20 protein-coding genes are annotated in these 16,514 nt (G+C 62.2%); 3 read left to right on the top strand and 17 right to left on the bottom strand.

The features are described 5' to 3' along the window. Positions 1 to 162: 162 nt before the first annotated feature. Positions 163 to 561, bottom strand: coding sequence for a RidA family protein (locus FKG95_RS22465; RefSeq protein WP_142898679.1), 399 nt, complete (start codon positions 559 to 561; stop codon positions 163 to 165). Positions 562 to 727: 166 nt separating this feature from the next. Here FKG95_RS22465 and FKG95_RS22460 point away from each other — a divergent pair, with 166 nt between their 5' ends. Further along, complete coding sequence (locus FKG95_RS22460; protein WP_179954233.1) at positions 728 to 1,324, top strand: TetR/AcrR family transcriptional regulator; 597 nt, start codon at positions 728 to 730, stop codon at positions 1,322 to 1,324. A gap of 89 nt (positions 1,325 to 1,413) precedes the next feature. On the opposite strand, the gene FKG95_RS22455 is transcribed toward FKG95_RS22460, so the two are convergent. Further along, a complete protein-coding gene (locus FKG95_RS22455; protein ID WP_142898678.1) occupies positions 1,414 to 1,869 on the bottom strand; it encodes a hypothetical protein in 456 nt (151 codons plus the stop codon). 147 nt (positions 1,870 to 2,016) lie between these two features. On the opposite strand from FKG95_RS22455, the gene FKG95_RS22450 reads away from it, so the two are divergent. Next, positions 2,017 to 2,388 carry a response regulator transcription factor gene (locus tag FKG95_RS22450; RefSeq protein ID WP_142898677.1) on the top strand — a complete coding sequence of 124 codons (372 nt, stop codon included), beginning with the start codon at positions 2,017 to 2,019 and terminating at the stop codon, positions 2,386 to 2,388. A gap of 6 nt (positions 2,389 to 2,394) precedes the next feature. Here FKG95_RS22450 and FKG95_RS22445 read toward each other — a convergent pair whose 3' ends face one another. The 3 genes from FKG95_RS22445 to FKG95_RS22435 all read right to left on the bottom strand — a co-directional run bounded on the left by FKG95_RS22445 (position 2,395) and on the right by FKG95_RS22435 (position 6,187). Continuing rightward, positions 2,395 to 3,039, bottom strand: coding sequence for a glutathione binding-like protein (locus tag FKG95_RS22445; protein ID WP_142898676.1), 645 nt, complete (start codon positions 3,037 to 3,039; stop codon positions 2,395 to 2,397). Between the two features lie 245 nt (positions 3,040 to 3,284). Next, positions 3,285 to 4,283: a 2-oxoacid:ferredoxin oxidoreductase subunit beta gene (locus tag FKG95_RS22440; RefSeq protein ID WP_142898675.1), complete on the bottom strand. Its 999-nt coding sequence runs from the start codon at positions 4,281 to 4,283 to the stop codon at positions 3,285 to 3,287. Beyond that, on the bottom strand, positions 4,280 to 6,187 hold the full coding sequence (locus FKG95_RS22435; RefSeq protein ID WP_142898674.1) for a 2-oxoacid:acceptor oxidoreductase subunit alpha: 1,908 nt from the start codon (positions 6,185 to 6,187) through the stop codon (positions 4,280 to 4,282). Before FKG95_RS22435 ends, FKG95_RS22440 begins: the two co-directional genes overlap by 4 nt. Before the next feature lie 608 nt (positions 6,188 to 6,795). Here FKG95_RS22435 and FKG95_RS22430 point away from each other — a divergent pair. Beyond that, a complete protein-coding gene (locus FKG95_RS22430) occupies positions 6,796 to 7,149 on the top strand; it encodes a VOC family protein (protein ID WP_142898673.1) in 354 nt (117 codons plus the stop codon). A 12-nt stretch (positions 7,150 to 7,161) separates the two neighbouring features. On the opposite strand, the gene FKG95_RS22425 is transcribed toward FKG95_RS22430, so the two are convergent. From FKG95_RS22425 to FKG95_RS22370, 12 genes are read right to left on the bottom strand one after another with little or no spacing between them, the layout of a single operon-like run. Beyond that, entirely contained in the window at positions 7,162 to 7,620 is a 459-nt protein-coding gene (locus FKG95_RS22425; RefSeq protein ID WP_142898672.1) for a MarR family winged helix-turn-helix transcriptional regulator, read from the bottom strand. A 45-nt stretch (positions 7,621 to 7,665) separates the two neighbouring features. After that, entirely contained in the window at positions 7,666 to 8,670 is a 1,005-nt protein-coding gene (gene dhaK, locus FKG95_RS22420; RefSeq protein WP_142898671.1) for a dihydroxyacetone kinase subunit DhaK, read from the bottom strand. Positions 8,671 to 8,699: 29 nt separating this feature from the next. Then, the gene (locus tag FKG95_RS22415; protein ID WP_218940327.1) at positions 8,700 to 9,197 is read right to left on the bottom strand and encodes a hypothetical protein; all 498 of its coding nucleotides are present in this window, start codon (positions 9,195 to 9,197) and stop codon (positions 8,700 to 8,702) included. Next, positions 9,190 to 10,794, bottom strand: coding sequence for a phosphoenolpyruvate--protein phosphotransferase (gene ptsP / locus FKG95_RS22410; protein ID WP_142898670.1), 1,605 nt, complete (start codon positions 10,792 to 10,794; stop codon positions 9,190 to 9,192). The genes FKG95_RS22415 and ptsP overlap by 8 nt, the downstream gene beginning before the upstream one ends. Before the next feature lie 32 nt (positions 10,795 to 10,826). Beyond that, positions 10,827 to 11,141, bottom strand: coding sequence for an HPr family phosphocarrier protein (locus tag FKG95_RS22405; RefSeq protein WP_142898669.1), 315 nt, complete (start codon positions 11,139 to 11,141; stop codon positions 10,827 to 10,829). Next, on the bottom strand, positions 11,138 to 11,527 hold the full coding sequence (dhaM, locus tag FKG95_RS22400) for a dihydroxyacetone kinase phosphoryl donor subunit DhaM (RefSeq protein WP_142898668.1): 390 nt from the start codon (positions 11,525 to 11,527) through the stop codon (positions 11,138 to 11,140). Before dhaM ends, FKG95_RS22405 begins: the two co-directional genes overlap by 4 nt. A 4-nt stretch (positions 11,528 to 11,531) precedes the next feature. Continuing rightward, the gene (dhaL, locus tag FKG95_RS22395; protein ID WP_142898667.1) at positions 11,532 to 12,140 is read right to left on the bottom strand and encodes a dihydroxyacetone kinase subunit DhaL; all 609 of its coding nucleotides are present in this window, start codon (positions 12,138 to 12,140) and stop codon (positions 11,532 to 11,534) included. Further along, positions 12,130 to 13,185, bottom strand: coding sequence for an ABC transporter ATP-binding protein (locus FKG95_RS22390; protein ID WP_142898666.1), 1,056 nt, complete (start codon positions 13,183 to 13,185; stop codon positions 12,130 to 12,132). The genes dhaL and FKG95_RS22390 overlap by 11 nt, the downstream gene beginning before the upstream one ends. Continuing rightward, positions 13,178 to 14,275, bottom strand: a complete 1,098-nt coding sequence (locus tag FKG95_RS22385) for an ABC transporter ATP-binding protein (RefSeq protein ID WP_142898665.1) — start codon at positions 14,273 to 14,275, stop codon at positions 13,178 to 13,180. Before FKG95_RS22385 ends, FKG95_RS22390 begins: the two co-directional genes overlap by 8 nt. 6 nt (positions 14,276 to 14,281) lie before the next feature. Further along, the gene (locus FKG95_RS22380) at positions 14,282 to 14,506 is read right to left on the bottom strand and encodes a hypothetical protein (RefSeq protein WP_142898664.1); all 225 of its coding nucleotides are present in this window, start codon (positions 14,504 to 14,506) and stop codon (positions 14,282 to 14,284) included. Then, positions 14,503 to 15,474, bottom strand: a complete 972-nt coding sequence (locus FKG95_RS22375; protein WP_142898663.1) for a carbohydrate ABC transporter permease — start codon at positions 15,472 to 15,474, stop codon at positions 14,503 to 14,505. The genes FKG95_RS22380 and FKG95_RS22375 overlap by 4 nt, the downstream gene beginning before the upstream one ends. Next, on the bottom strand, positions 15,471 to 16,433 hold the full coding sequence (locus tag FKG95_RS22370) for a carbohydrate ABC transporter permease (protein ID WP_142898662.1): 963 nt from the start codon (positions 16,431 to 16,433) through the stop codon (positions 15,471 to 15,473). Before FKG95_RS22370 ends, FKG95_RS22375 begins: the two co-directional genes overlap by 4 nt. Positions 16,434 to 16,514: the final 81 nt, after the last annotated feature.

Here is a 16,514-nt window from a genome sequence, read left to right as displayed (position 1 = left end):
CGGGTCCGAATTGAGGACAGCATAGTGTCTGTCCTTCGTTTCCGTATCGAAACTTGATAAAGCCGCTCCGGAGTCATTTCAAACGACTTTTAGTGACCGCGTTCGAAGCCTCACCCTCCGGCTGATGGCGCGCCGGAGGACTGACCCTTGGCAGGGGGACGATCACGCGGCTTGCGGGATACGGGCGATGACCTTGATTTCGAAATCGAAGCCCGCCAACCAGTTCACCCCCACAGCCGTCCAGTTCGGATAAGGCTTCTCACCGATTTCCTTTGTGCGAACTTCCGAGATCGCCTCGAATTGCGCCTCCGGATCGGTATGAAAGGTGGTTACGTCCACGACGTCGTCGAAGCTGCAACCGGCCGCCTTCAGAACTTCCGCCAGGTTGTCAAACGCGAGCTGCACCTGCTTTTTGAAGTCGGGCTCCGGCGATCCGTCCTCGCGGCTGCCGACCTGGCCCGAGACGAAGAGAAGATCGCCGGAGCGGATCGCGGCGGAGTAACGGTGCATTTCATAGAGCGCCTGCCGTCCGGCAGGGAAGACTGCATCGCGTTTGGTCATATTTCTTGTCCTGTTCGATTGGAGCAAAGGGAGGTTCCGCAAAAAACGTCAGACAGGCATTTTGCGGTTTTTAATTTTACATACGCTGCGTATGTGGAGAGATATTGACATACGCAGCGTATGTCAATAGGCCTGCGGGCAATAGTTCGCACTCCTGGAGAAACCGGTGGCCGCAAAACGACGCGCCGAAATGATGGAAGAAACCCGCGCCAAGCTGATCGCCTCGGCGCGAAAGGCCTTTGCGGCCAGGGGCTACGCGGCCGCCTCGATGGATGATCTGACGGCCGACGCCGGCCTGACGCGTGGCGCCCTTTATCATAACTTCGGCGACAAAAAGGGCTTGCTACAGGCCGTCATCGACCAGATGGACGCGGAAATTCTCGAGCGGCTGCGCCTGGAACAGGAACGGGCCGAGACGCCGTGGCTTGGACTGATCGCGGAATACATCGCTTACATCGAGATGGCGCTGGAGCCGGAGATACAGCGCATCATGCTGCTGGACGGACCGGCGGTGCTGGGCGACCCGTCGCAATGGCCCAACCAGACCGCGTGCCTGCGCCGGGCAACGCAAGTGATCCAGACACTCATCGACGCGGGCAGCATCAAACCGGTGGATGCGGAGGCCGCCGCCCTCCTCCTCAACGGTGCGGCCCTCAATGCCTCTCTTTGGATTGCCGCCGCGGAAGATCCGCGCGCCGTCTTTGTAAAGGTGACCGAGGCTTTCCGCTGTCTGGCCGGGGGTCTTTTGCGCAAAGACAGATAACCCGGATCCCTCTCAAGTGTTCGTGCGGCCCGACAGCCTGTCCACTCTGGCACCGCATTTACTCCGGCCCCGCGCGATGGGGAAAGGGATCAGAGACCGAACATATCGGCCCAGTTTTGCATGCTCATGCTCTTGCTGTAGTCGGCCTGCATATCGGGATCCAGAACCTCGACCAGCAGGCGGTTCTCGACCCAGACTTCCACGCATTCATAGGGGCCGCGGTTGCAGATGCGGGTCAACCAGCCGGCACTCTGCGCCAGATCCATGATCTTTCGGCGCGCGTGCGGCGAAGTGATCGCGGCATGAACGAAGCTCTTTGTGTTGTCCGGCGCCCGAACACTGCAGGCAATCGTTTCATCGCCCGGATAAATCCGATGCGTCAGCGGGTAGACCTCGATTGCGGAACCGTCGTCAGCCTCTGAAAACGCGATCCAACTCTCCGGAAAGGGCGGAAACGGCATCGCCTCCCCGCCCATGATCCCGGCGAGCACCCCGGAGGCCATTTTTGGATCGCGTGCCGATATGGAAAGGTGCAAGAGTCCCATGTGCCCTCCTCAGATTGAGAGCTTACAAATTACGATGGCCTTGATCGGGAGTCGATGCAGAGAGGTGTTTCTATTGCAGGCCCGACGCAATAGACTGAGAAAAAGGCCGCAAAGGCCTGCGAGACACAGGGAATCCGAGGAAATGCCGTGGCCACCAAGGTATTGATAGCCGAAGACGAAAAGAACATCGTCGAATCGCTGAGCTTCATTCTGAAACGCGAAGGCTATGAGGTTTCTGCGATTTTTGACGGCGCCGAGGTGATCGATGCGGTGACGGCAAGCCCGCCGGATATCGTCATCCTCGACGTCATGTTACCCCAGACCAACGGCTTTGAAATCCTGAAACAACTGCGCGGGACGCCACAAATTGCCGGGCTGCCGGTGATCGTCATCACCGCCAAGGGGCAGGCCCAGGACCGCGCCACCGCCGCCAATCTCGGCGCCGACGTCTTTATGAGCAAACCCTTCTCAAACAAAGACATCGTCGCCGAGGTCAAGCGCCTGACCGCGTCGGCCTAAACAGTGTCACGCGGGCAGAATTCCCTGCCCCATTTCACGGTCCTTCTTACGGTCCTGGTCGATCAGATCGCGAATGGCCGGACGGGACAGCGCGCGCCGGCGATAGCTCTCTAGATTCGGATAGATGCCATGATCGAGCTGCGCTTTGCCTGACAACACAAAAAACCAGGTCAGATAGGCGTCGGCAGCAGTGAAACGCTCACCCAGCAGGTAATTTCGATCCGCCAGATGCTGTTCCAAAGTCTTGAAGCGCAGCGGTGCAAGCCGCCGCACGCGATCTTTCACCTTATCGGTGGCCTCCTGATAAAACAGCACCCGGAACAATCCCTTGTGCAGCTCGGTCGCGCAAAATGCGATCCAGCGGAGCAATTGAAAGTAGTCGGGGTCGTCCGGATCGACACGGAAATCCGCGTTACCGGATTGCGATTGAATCCACAGCAGGACAGTCGAGGTTTCCGTTAGGAGACTGCCATCCCCAAGCTGCAGGGCCGCGACCTGTCCCAAGGGATTGACATCAAAGAGCGAGCCTCCGGCTTCGAGTTCTTTGGTGCGAAGGTTCAGATAAGAGATGTCCAGCGGTACGTCCCCCTCGGCTGCCGCGAATCGCGCCGCCAATGAGCAGGTGAGCGGGGCATGAAAGAGAGTGGTCATAGTTACAGCGATTTGCGTTTTCCTTGAATCAGTGTATTTCAAAATTTGCGTTCAAGATCAGCAATTTGCTGATCGAGAGGCAGCGAATTTTGTGTCTGTTTAAACGCAAATTGCTTTAGGCGGTCCTTTCAACGGATCGGGCAGCCAGGTTTACGCCAGCCGAAACAACGCCTTCTACAAAACGCCAATGACGAGCTCTTCATTTAATGAGCCGGACGATCAGAACAAGCTCTCACACCCTCCCTTCACTTCACCTCCCAGGTTCCGCCATCATGCAGCAAGCTGCTGAGTTCGTCCCGCGAGAGCGTGGTGAAGTGATTGCGCGCTTCCTGATCCGAGCCGTAGTCGTTCACGGGATCGCAGTAGAGCACACCGAGCGCGGTGGGTAGATCGCCGCCCTCCATGGACGAAAGCGCACAGGCCAGCGCCCAGTTGGTTTCGTCGTGGATTGTGGCAAGCTTTTCGGCGTCGTCACCGGCTTCGGTCAATTCCATCCGGCCGTTGCGGCTGTCGAAGACCAGGCCCTTGTCGCGCTCCTTGCCGAAGACCAGCGGTTCGCCGTGGGCGACGCGGATGGTTTTCTCGAAGGATTCCGCCTTGGTGGCCATCCCCGCCCAGACCGCGTCGTTATAGACGATGCAGTTCTGAAAGATCTCGACGAATGAAGCTCCCTTGTGCGCCTGCGCGCGGGTCAGGACCTCCGGCAGGTGGTCCTGCAGGGTATCCGCCGAGCGGGCGACGAAACGCGCTCCCGCGCCCAGGGCCATCAGGGCCGCGTTGAGCGGCCGGTCGACAGAACCGCCCGGCGTCGAGGGCGAGCGGGTACCGACAGAGGAGGTCGGCGAGTACTGGCCCTTGGTCAGGCCGTAGATGGCATTGTTCAGCAGCAGCAGATTGAGATCCATGTTCCGGCGCAGCGCATGCAGCAGGTGATTGCCGCCAATGGAGAGGAAGTCCCCATCGCCGCCGACCACCCAGACATCCAGGTCCGGGTTGGCCAGCTTCACCCCGGTCGCCACCGCGGGCGCCCGGCCATGGATGGTATGGAAACCGTAGCTGTCCACGTAATAGGGAAAGCGCGCGGCACAGCCGATGCCGGAGACAAAAACCACCTCGTGGGGTGGGCGGCCGATCTTCGCCAGGGTGGTCCGCACGGATTTCAGGATTGCGTAGTCGCCGCAGCCCGGACACCAGCGCACTTCCTGATCGGTGGTGAAGTCTTTCGCGGTCAAAACCTGGTTCATGACGCGTCTCCCTCGGCTTTCTGTAAGGCCGCTCTGAGCGCCGTCTTGACGGTCGCGACCTTGAAGGGCTTCCCGGTCATCTGATTGACGCCTTCCGCCGGAATCAGGAACTCCGAACGCAGCAGCCGGCAGAGCTGGCCGCCGTTCATCTCGGCCACCAGCACATGATCGAAACCGCGCAGCAGGTCCTCCAGTCCGGGTGCCAGGGGCGAGATGTGGCGCAGATGGATATGCGCGACCTCCAGACCCTCGGAGAGCAGTTCCTTCACCGCCGCGTTCAGCGCGCCATAGGTAGAGCCCCAGCCGACGATGGCCACGCGCCCGCGCTCCGCGCCGCGCTCGACCTTCACCGGCGGCAGGATATCGGCAATCCGGGCGATCTTTTCGGCCCGCAGATCGGTCATGGTCTGGTGGTTATCGGGATCGTAGGAGATATGGCCGCTGCCGTCGGCCTTCTCGATGCCGCCGATCCGGTGCTGCAGCTCCGGTGTGCCCGGGCGGACCCAGGGCCGGGCGAGGGTTTTTTCGTCGCGCTGGAAGGGCTGGAAATTTTCCGGATCGTCCCGGTAGTGCGGGGCAATCTCCGGCAATTCCGCCACATCGGGAATCCGCCAGGGTTCGGCGGCGTTGGCGATGTAGCCGTCCGCCAGCACCATGACGGGAGTCATGTAGCGGATCGCGATCGTGGCGGCGTCGATCATGGTCTGGAAGCATTCCGCCGGGGTCGCAGGCGCAAGCACGGCGATCGGAGCCTCGCCGTGACGCCCGTAAAGCGCCATGGAAAGATCCGCCTGCTCCGCCTTGGTCGGCATGCCGGTCGAAGGCCCGGCGCGCTGCACGTTGACCACCACCAGCGGCAGCTCCGTGGCCACCGCCAGGCTCAGGGCTTCGGATTTCAGCGCGATACCCGGCCCCGAAGACCCGGTCACGCCGAGCGCGCCACCATAGGAGGCGCCGATGGCCGCCGTGGCCGCCGCGATCTCGTCCTCCGCCTGGAAAGTCACAATCCCCTTGCTGCGCAGGGCCGCCAGCGCATGCAGCAGACCGGAAGCCGGGGTGATGGGGTAGGAGCAGTAGGCGAGCTTGATCCCAGCGCAGCAGGCCGCCGCCGCCAGGCCCTTGGCCATGGCGTCGATGCCGGTGATGCTGCGGTAGGTGCCGGGCTCGAAGCTGGCCTCCAGAGGATGACCAATCACGTCGCGGCCGATCTCCATGGTCTCGCCAAAAGCATGCCCTGCGTTGAGTGCTGCAAGGTTGGCTGCGGCCACTTCGGGGATCTTGGCAAACTTTTCGGTGATCCACTCCTGGGTCGCCGCGCGCTTGCGCCCGAACATCCAGAAGGTCAGCCCCAGCGCCCAGAAGTTCTTGGCGCGGTCGGCAACCTTTTTGCTGGCACCGGTATCCGCGACCGCCTCGCCGCAACGCCTGGCGATATCGATCTTCAGGACCTGATAGGTCGCCAGCGTCTCGTCTTCCAGCGGGCTGACGTCGTAATGCGCCTTGGCCAGATTACGCTTGGTGAAGGCCCCTTCGTCCAGGATCACCAGACCGCCGTCACGCAGATCCGCCAGATTGGTTTTCAGCGCCGCCGGGTTGAAGGCGATCAGCACATCGACCGTATCGCCCGGGGTGAGAACCTTCGGCCCGCCGAACTGAATCTGGAAGGCCGAGACGCCAAAGGTCGTGCCGACCGGCGCCCGGATTTCCGCCGGAAAGTCCGGAAAGGTAATGAGATCATGGCCACTGAGGGCGGCGGATTTCGCGAACTCCGCGCCCAGAATCTGGACACCGTCGCCGGAATCCCCGGCGAAGCGGACGACAACCCGTTCCGGGGCCGTATGATCATGACCTGTCTGATCACCCGTTCCCTGAACATCGACTGCGGAAGCGGCCTGACTACCCATGAACCGGCCTCCTTAACACATCTCTCAACAGCATGCTTTCCACCTCAAAAGCCGGCTGGCTGGCCCTGCAGCGATGCCATGACCGCCCGCCCGGCTGTTCAAACGTCAGATCGCCTGCCCCATCGCCTATCAGGGGAAACCGGCGAAACCTTCACCTCACTCTTTCTCGTCCGCTTCTCTTGTCTGTGTCTGTGTCTCTTGTCTGGAGCACTCATCAGCGCGATCCTACGTCCAAAGCGGCACTTCGGACTTAGAAAATATAACCCTACGGCCAGTTTCACCCCTGTCCTTGATCCAAAGCAAGCAACGCCTCCGCAGAGCAGCGTCAGTCGCGACGCATAGATCCTGTCCAGCAGCTTTAACAACGCAAGAAGAAAGCGTTTCGGATCCCGAAATCTCGCTAGCATGCTAACGAGATAAACAGGGTCTTTCAATCAAAAATTCGGCTGTTTTATAGCATTTTTGAGCAGATTTCCGAAATTTTTTCTATGCATGAAATTCGCCAACTTCAAGACAACTGGAAGAAGACACCCCCCGGGCATTGCGATCACTCTAAAGTGAGATCGATACGGGCCGGGGAACACCCCGCCCACGCATAGGAGTGTTGAATGACCGTCAAACGCATCGTCACCAACATCGCGGCCGAAGACGTGACTGCTGCACACAGCTTTTACCGCGATCTTCTCGGCCTTGAAATTCTGATGGATCTGGGCTGGATCGCAACCTACGGATCCGCGCAAAACGCGCCGGTCCAGATCAGTATCGCCAGCGAAGGCGGGTCGGGAACCGAAGTGCCCGACATTTCAATCGAGGTGGACGACATCGACGAAACCTACCGCCGCGCCAGGGCGGCAGGCTTTGAAATCACCTATGAACTCACCGACGAACCCTGGAATGTCCGCCGCTTCTATGTTCGTGATCCCCTGGGAAAACTCATCAACATCATGGCGCACAGCAAATAGGCGACGCTGCCTTCAGCCGCCATAGAGTTTCCGCAGCAAACGGATCAGGGTCGTGCGCTCCCGGATGTTCAAGGGCTTGAGCGTCTCTTTGGAGATCTGAAGACCCAGGGGGATCGCCGCGCGGATCGCCTGCCCGCCTCTCTCCGTCAGCTCGACAAAGTGTTTGCGCCCGTCATCCGGATCGGGCCGGGTCCGGATCAGGCCGCGCGCAGAAAGCCGGTCGACAACCCCTTTGATGGTGGCCACGTCCATGGCGGTCTGCCGCCCGAGTTCGTTCTGCGGCAAAGGTCCTTTTTCATTGAGCTTCGCCAGCACCGCAAAGCGCGTCGGCGTTAGGTCCTCGGGCATGAGATCGGCGAAAACGCTGCCGTGTTTCTGGGAAGCAACGCGCAGAATAAAGCCGATCTGCTCCTCCAGGAGGTAGTCCGGCTGCTCGCCCTCTTCGGCACTTCCCGCAATCCCGCTTTTCATGCAGCCCCGTGTCCAGCTTCATAAACCTAAGCGGTGTTACACCCTTTAGACGCCCCACCTCAAGGCTGCCGTGTGCACCGGCGCATCCCAGTAGCCGAGCATCTCGTCACCCACTTTGGTCAGCGTGATCGAGCAGCCCGCCATATCCAGCGAGGTACAGTAGTCGCCGACCAGCGAGCGCGCGATGGTCAGGCCGCGTTCCTCGCAAAGCCTGCGCGCGGCATCGTACACCAGGTACAGCTCCATCAGCGGCGTGCCGCCCATCCCGTTGACCAGCAGCAGCACCGGGTCGCCCGACCTGGGTCCGTCCTCCTTGCAGATCGCCTCGATCATCTCGGCGGCCAGCGCATCGGCCTCCATCAGCTTGACTCTGCGCCGGCCGGGCTCGCCGTGGATGCCCACGCCCATCTCCATCTCGTCCTCGGCCAGCTCGAAGGTCGGCTTGCCTGCGGCCGGCACGGTGCAGCTGGTCAGAGCCACGCCCATGGTGCCGCTGGCCGCATTGACCCGCTCCCCCAGCGCCTTGCAGGTCGCCAGATCGGCACCAGCCTCGGCGGCGGCGCCGACGATCTTCTCGACAATCACCGTCCCTGCGACCCCGCGCCGTCCCTGAGTAAAGAGCGAATCTTCCACGGCCACATCGTCGTTGGTCAGGACCGTCGCCTGTTCGCCCTCATGCATCTCGCCATACATCTCTGCGGCCATTTCGAAGTTCATGACGTCGCCGGAGTAGTTCTTGACGATAAAGAGCACGCCTGCGCCGGCATCGACAGCCTGCGCTGCCGCCAGCATCTGATCCGGGGTGGAGGAGGTGAAGACCTCGCCGGGACAGGCGGCATCCAGCATGCCCTGCCCGACAAAACCCGCATGCAGGGGTTCGTGTCCCGAACCGCCGCCGGAAATCAGCGCGACCTTTCCCTTCGCTGTGCCGCCCGCGCGCTGAACGAATTTCGGTTCCCAGTTCACCGAGACGATATCGCTGTGCGCCGCGCCGAAGCCCCGCAGGCTCTCGTTCAAAACGTTGTCGACGGAATTAATCAGCTTTTTCATTACGTTGTCTCCTCCCGTGTGAGTAGAGGTCAGCCGCCATCGCGCGCCAGGGCGATCATCCTGGCGGCAAGTTCCTCAATGGCTTCGGCCAGACGTTCCTGTTTTGCAGGGTCCTCGAAATCCGGCAGTTCGATCATGATGATGCGTTTGCCGGAGACCTCTTCGGACTCCAGCGCCGCCGCCTGATTGGGATGCGCGATCCGGTAGGCGTCCAGAAAGACACCCCGTTCTTCCGGCGAAAAGTGACAGATCTTGAAAATCGAGGCGACATGCGGGGCGGGCAGCGGCACCCGCAGGGCCGGATTGGTGATTTGTGAGACGAAGCTCTTGTGGGTGCCCAGGGCCTTGGCGATGCGTTGGCGGGTGCCGGACGGCCGCCGGTCGATGAATTCGCGCAGGATTTGCTTGTAGGTCGCGACCGATTGATCCGCAGCGGGCTTTAAGGCGCTACTGTTCCGGTTTGCAGGCCCGTGGTTGGCGGATTTGGAATTGGCGGATTTGGGATTCACGGACTTGGGGTCAGCCATAACGCCGCACCGCAAGCTTGACCCGCCCCACCTGCGCGGGCGCGACCGAAAGACGCCGCAGACCGCGCTCCAGCAGCGCCGGAATGTGATGCGGGTCGGAGGCCATGTCGCCGCAGAGACTGACTTCCACGCCCATACGCGCCGCCGCCTCGATCGTCCGCCCGATCAGTTCGAGAACCGCCGGATTTCTAGCATCCGCCAGTCTGGTCACCGCCGCATTATCCCGCGCGCAGGCCGTGGTGTATTGAATGAGGTCATTGGAGCCGATCGAGAAAAAATCCACCTTGAAGCGGTCCGCCGTCAAAGCGGCGGCCGGAACTTCGACCATCATACCAAGCTGCGGGCGGGCATGCGCAACCCCCTCGGCCGTGAGTTCGGACAGAGCGGCCTCAAGCAGCGCGCGCACCGCCTCCACTTCTTCAGGCACGGTCACCATGGGGATCATGATCTTCAAAGGCCCCAGCGCCGCGGCCCGGGCCAACGCGCGCAGCTGCAGCTTCAGGACCTCCGGCTTCAGAAGCGACAGGCGGACACCGCGCAAACCCAGAAAGGGATTGCTCTCGTCATCGACCGTGACACCGGGGATCGGCTTGTCTCCCCCCGCGTCCAGGGTGCGGACGATCACCGGACGCCCTTCCGCCCAGGTCATGAGATCGCGGTAGACCTCAAACTGTTTTTGCTCGTCGGGCAGCGCACCGTCGCTGAAGAGGAACTCGGTGCGCGTCAGGCCGATCCCGTCACAGTTCGCGACCGGAACCTCGGCCAGGACCTTGGGGTCATCGGCATTGATCAGGATCTCGATCCGCTCGCCTTGCGCCGTGACCGCCGGCTCGCCCAGCAAAGACTCCGCCGCCGCATCGTCGGCTTCGCGGGCGCGCAAACGCCGCCCGATGGCTTCCAGGGTTGCGGACTCCGGTGCCAGGATCAGACGCCCGCTTTCGGCATCCAGCACGGCGGGACAGGCTTCCTGGAGCGTCTCGAGCGCGTCCTCCAATCCAACCACCAGCGGAACGCCGCGCGCGCGGGCCAGAATCGCCACGTGGCTGGTTGGACTGCCGCCGCAGACCGCAACACCCCGATAGAGGCTCCAGTCCAGTTCCAGAAAGCGCGAGGGCGTCAGGTCCCGGGCAATGATGATGTCCCCATCCAGCTTAACCTGCGCCGTCTCCCTGCCGTGCAGCGCCGCCAGCACGCGCTCCTTGAGGTCCAGAAGATCGTCCGCGCGCGCCTTGAAATAATCGTCCTCGCCTTCCCGGTATTCGGTGACCTCGCCGTCGATGATCCTGATCCAGGCCTGATCCGCGGGCTGCCCCGCCTCGACGGCCGCATAGACCGGCGCCAGCAGGTCCTCGTCCTCGAGCAGCGCGGTTTGAAACTCCAGAATCCCGGCCCCCATCTCGTCCTGCGTTTCGGCCAGCGCCTCGAGTTCTTCCGTGGCGCGCGTGATGGCGCCCGCGAGGACGCTGCGCTCTTCCTCCGGCGAGCCTGCCAGGCGTTGCAGTTCCGCGGTTGAGACGAGCCGCACGGCACGGCCCACCACAAGGCCGTCGGACGCGGCAAATCCGCTCAGAATGCGCTCTTGCGAAGTCTCAGTCATGGTCCTCATCAGGCATCAAAAAAAAGCGGCCGTCATTCAGCTTCGAAATCCCGCTCGATCAGGGCAACCAAAGCCTTCACGGCTTCGTCGGCCTGCGCACCCTGTGCCCGCACGAAAAGAATTTCACCGCTGCCGGCCTTCAGTTTCATCACCGCGTTGGGCGACTTGGCATTGACCCACTTGCCCTCCTCGCCTGCGCGGATCTCGATCGTGGCGTCGTGAGCCTTGGCGAGCTTGGTCAGCTTGACCGCCGGACGGGCATGCAGCCCCGTGGGGTCCTGGATCGTCGCCGCTCCACTCGCCAACGCTTCCTTCGCATCGGAAGATTCAGCAGGCAGTTCGCTCATGACAGAAATTCCTCCGCAGTCGCGCGCACTTCGTCCAGGCTGCCGCCGCCCGCCGCTTCCGTGGCCGCCATCACCGCGCCTTCCACAATCGGCGCGTTGCAGATCACAATCGCCTTCTGACGCTCTTCGTCCATCATTTCGATCGCCATCTCGCTATTGGTTTCCGCGCCGCCCAGATCGACCAGAACCGCTACGCCCTGCGCGCCGAAGACCGAATCGATCGCCCCATGAATGGCGGCCACGTCGGTTCCCAGTCCGCCGTCGGCGTTGCCGCCGCAGTAGGCGACCTTCACCTCATCCCCGACCATCTCCCGCACCATATCCGCCGTGCCCTTGGCGACGTTCGGCGAGTGGGACACGATTACGATGCCAACAAAATCCGACATAGCCTTACTTACCTTCGATTACGTCACAAACAGCGTGGATCAGCAGCGCGGAAGAACGCGCGCCGGGGTCGAGATGCCCGATGGAGCGCTCGCCCAGAAAAGACGCCCGACCCTTGGTCGCCTTCATATCCTTTGTCGAGGCCAGGCCCGCGTCAGCGGTTTTGCGAAGCACGCCGATATCCAACGCGCCGGCGTCTTTCAAGGACGTCGCGACCGGCAGCAGGACCTCCAGCATGGTCTTCTCGCCGCCCTCGGATTTGCCGCGCTTCATCACCGCCTCGACGCCGGCTTGAAAGGCTTTCGCTATATCACCGACCGAATCCGGTGCCTCGGGCATCGCCTTGCCCATGGCCATCAGCAGCGAGCCGTAGAGCGGCCCGGACGCGCCGCCGACCGACATCACCAGGGTCATACCGGCCTTCTCCAGCGCCTTCCCGCAGGGCAGCTCTGCGATGGCGTCCGCCGCCGCGGCAATGGCGTCAAAACCGCGCTTCATGTTGATCCCGTGATCGCCGTCGCCGATCGCCTGATCCAGATCGGTCAGCTCTTCCGCATGCGCCAGAATGACCTCGTGGGTCCGGCGGATCAGCGCCTTGATTGTCTCAGGTTCCATAAACCGCCTCCTCACGCGCGCTTGCCGTGACCAAATCGACGCGTTTGCCGTTTGTATCGAAAAACAGCGCCGCGCCCTCCCGCACGCTGATGGAAATCTCCGCGCCCTCTTCCAGGCTGGCGGCATCGCCGAGCAGGGCATGCAGGTGTTGCCCCGCCAGTTCAAGCAGAATCACCGTCTCGACGCCCAGATGCTCCACGTTGATCACCCTGGCGAGCGCGCCTTCACCTTGGTCCAGAACGATGTCTTCGGGCCGGACCCCGAGGGTCGTGGCAGAGGGTGGAACCGACGGCAGGTCCAGCATGCCCACCGCCAGCAGATTGATCTGCGGACTGCCGAGCCGCTGCGCCACATAGACGCTCGCCGGAGTCTCATAGACTTCACGCGGGTCGCCGATCTGTACCAGCTCGCCCTCGTCGAGCACGCCGATCCGGTCCGCCAGGGTCATAGCCTCAAGCTGGTCATGGGTCACGTAGACAATTGTCGCACCCAGGTCCCGCTGAATCCGCTTCAGCTCTACCCGCAGGTCCTCACGCAGCTTGGCATCCAGCGAAGACAAAGGCTCGTCCATCAGAAAGACCGTCGGATTGCGCACCAGGGCCCGTCCGATGGCCACCCGCTGCATTTCGCCGCCGGACAGGGCCGTGGCGCGGTTCTCCAGCTTGTGATCGATGCGCAGCAGTTCGGCGATCTCCCGCACCCGTGCCTCGATCTCTTCCGCACTCAGATCCTGGCCCGGTGCTTTCAGGGGAAAAGCCAGGTTTTCAAGAACGCTGTAGTGCGGATAGAGTGAGTACTGCTGAAACACGAAGGCCACGTTGCGGGCGGAGGTCGGGGTTTCCGTGACGTCCATAGCGTCGATGGATACCCGCCCCGCCTCCGGCTTTTCGAGGCCCGCGATCAGCCGCAGTGTCGTGGTCTTGCCCGCCCCGGTCGGCCCCAGCAGCACCACGAACTCGCCGTCGCGCACCGTCAGGTCGAGATCCTTGACCGCCCGGGTGCTCCCGAAGCTTTTGGATATGGCTTGAAGTGCGATCTCAGCCACGCTGACCTCCCGCTTGCAGCGCGCTGGCGACCGCCCGGTCGGTGCGGGAATCGAAGACAACGATCTTCTCGGAGTCGAAATCCAGGCCGACGGCTTCGCCGTCACTGACCCGCACCGTATTGGGCGCCCGCACGCGCAGGCGGCCGGAGTCCGTATCGACCGTGATCAGCTGCCGCGTACCCATGTATTCCACCGCGAAGACCCGTCCGCGCAGTGCGCCCTGATCGGAAATCCGAATATGCTCGGGGCGCGCCCCCAGGATCGCTTCCGGGGAGGTCAGGTCCTCGTGCAGACGTGGAATGGCGATGCGCGAACCGCGCACCTGCACCGCCTCGCTGCCGGCTTCCAGACCGCCTTCGCCCGCGATGAAGTTCATGGCCGGCGAGCCGACGAAACCCGCCACGAAACGCGTCGCCGGCCGAGCATAGACCTCCGACGGCGGCCCGATCTGCAGCACCTCAGCATTGTTCATGATGCAGATACGGTCGGCCATGGACATGGCCTCGATCTGATCGTGGGTCACATAGACCGTGGTCGCCTTGACCCGCAGGTGCAGCAGACGCAGTTCCTCGCACATCAACTCGCGGAACTGGGCATCCAGAGCGCCCAGCGGCTCGTCCATCAGGAAGGCCTTGGCGCGGCGCACCACGGCCCGGCCCAGCGCCACCCGCTGCCGGTCGCCGCTGGAAAGCCCGCCCACCGGAGAGTCCAGCAGGTGATCGATCTGCAGCATGCGCGCGACCTCCTCCGTGCGTTCGCGAATCTCCTTGCGGGGCCGTCCCTCCATACGCAGGGGGAAGGAGATGTTCTTGCGCACGTTCATATGGGGATAGAGTGCGAAGAGCTGGAACACGAAGGCAATATCCCGCGCGCCGCCGCGCCGGTTGGTCACATCCTCGCCGTCCAGATAGATCCGGCCCGAGGTCGGCAGTTCCAGCCCGGCGATCATGCGCAGGGTCGTGGTCTTGCCGCAGCCGGAGGGACCCAGCATGACGAAGAACTCGCCGTCCTTCACCGTAAAGGACGAGTCCCGCACGGCGGTAAAATCGCCGAAGGTCTTGTGCAGATTTTCAATTCTAATCTCGGCCACGTGCACCTACTCCGGAAAATGACTGACGATGACGAAGCCGACCGTACCGGTCAGGATCACCGCGAAGGAATAGCCGAAGAGATCGATCGAGAAGGGCTGCATCAGCATGAAGATGCCCAGCGCGATGAGGAGGGTCGCAAAGTTCTCCCAGGGGCCTCGTTTGAAGAAGCGGGGCTTGAAGAAACGGGCCACCCCTTGTGATGCTTCACTCTGTTGCGTTCCCTGGTTCATTTGCGCACCGCTCCGAAGGTGATGCCCCGCAAAAGCTGATTGCGCAGCAGCACGGTGAAAAAGACGATCGGCAGCAGGAAGAGCGTGGTGCCGGCGGCGACCGCGGGCCAGTCCAGGCCGCCCTCGCCTATTATGATCGGAATAAAGGGCGGCGCGGTCTGCGCGTTGCCGCTGGTCAGCAGCAGGGCGAAGGCATATTCGTTCCAGGCAAAGATCAGACAGAAGATCGCCGTCGCCGCGATGCCCGCGCGGGCCTGGGGCAGCACCACTTTCCAGAAGGCCTGCAGACGGGTGTAGCCGTCCACCACCGCGGCCTCCTCGTATTCGCGCGGGATCTCGTCCATGAAGCCCTTCAGCAGCCAGACTGAGAGTGAGACATTGACGGCGGTGTAGAGCAGGATCATGCCCAGCGCCGTATCCGACAGCCCGAGCTCGCGGTACATCAGATAGATCGGGATGGCGACCGCGATCGGCGGCATCATGCGCGTCGAGAGAATGAAAAACAGCAGGTCGTCCTTCAGCGGGACCTTAAAGCGCGAGAAGCCGTAGGCCGCCAGCGTCCCCAGAAAGACCGCCAGGAAGGTCGAGCCGAAACCGATCACCACTGAGTTCATATAGCGGTCGACGAAACGCGAGGGCCCGACAATCACCATGTTGCGCTTGCGCACGATCTCGTCGTACCAGGTCTCCGCCGGTCCCAGGTTTTCGATGTATTCCTCGGTCTGGCGCGAGCGGGTGGTGAAGAGGTTCACGTAGCCTTCCAGGCTCGGCTCGAAGATCACCTTCGGCGGATAGGAAATGGAATCCGGCGGCGACTTCAGGCTGGTCGCCAGGATCCAGACCAGCGGGATCAGGGTGATCAGCGCGTAGGCGACCACCAGCAGTCCCGCGAGCCACTTGCCCCGGCTCGAACTCTCGACCACCGAATGGGCCTTGGTGGTTGCGGCGGATGTGATGGCGGCGCTCATTGCTTCACCTTATTCAGGGCTTTGACATAGATGTTGCCCAGGCCGAAGACCGTGACGAAAAGGATCACCGCGAAGGCCGAGGAATAGCCGGTCCGCCACTTCTCGAAGGCCTCGCGCTTGAGATTGATCGAGGCCACCTCCGTGGTCGAACCCGGCCCGCCGGAGGTCAGCTCGACCACCATGTCGAACATCTTGAAATTCTCGATCCCGCGGAACAGCACCGCCAGCATCAGGAAGGGCATGATCCGGGGCAGCGTGATGTACCAGAATTTCTGCCAGGCATTGGCCCGGTCGATTTCGGCGGCTTCGTAGAGGTAGTCCGGGATCGAGCGCAGCCCCGCCAGGCAGAGCAACATGATGTAGGGGGTCCACATCCAGGTATCGACGATGATGATCGACCAGGGCGCCAGATCGACCGAGCCGATCATGTCGATGGGCCCGACGGAGACGAAGAGGTTGATGATGTAGCTGAAGATGCCGGTCTGCGGCTGATAGAGGTAGGTCCAGAAGGTGCCCACAACCGCCGGTGACAGCATCATGGGGATTAGGATCACCGTGGTCCAGAAGCTCGAGCCCTTGAAATTGCGGTTGATCAGCAGCGCCAGGCCCAGGCCGATGATGACCTGGATGATCATGGTCCAGACCACGAAGTGCGCGGTCGCCTGGAGGTAACCCCATATATCCTCGTTGCCCAGCAGCCGCTCGTAGTTGCGCGTGCCGACCCACTCGATGGGACGCCCGGGACGGTTGGCGCGGTAGTTGGTGAAGGAGAGATAGACCGTCCAGATCAGCGGAAAGATATTGATCGCCAGCAGCAGGAAGATCGTCGGCGAAATAAAGAGCCAGGCGATCGCCCTGTCGGAAAGCCCGCGCACCTTTTGCACGACCGCGGCGGGCGTGGCTTTCGCCACCCGTTCGGTGAGACCCTCGGCCGAACTATCGCTGGATTGATCCGTCATGAAACGCTTCCAGAAGATATAGGGGTTCCCTGGACCGGCCGGGGTCCTTGCCCGGCCGGCCTAGTTTAACACCTTGAGCCT

The organism is Denitrobaculum tricleocarpae (genome assembly GCF_007004665.1).
GTDB lineage: Bacteria > Pseudomonadota > Alphaproteobacteria > Kiloniellales > Kiloniellaceae > Denitrobaculum > Denitrobaculum tricleocarpae.
This window is presented reverse-complemented; position numbering and strand designations above follow the sequence as displayed.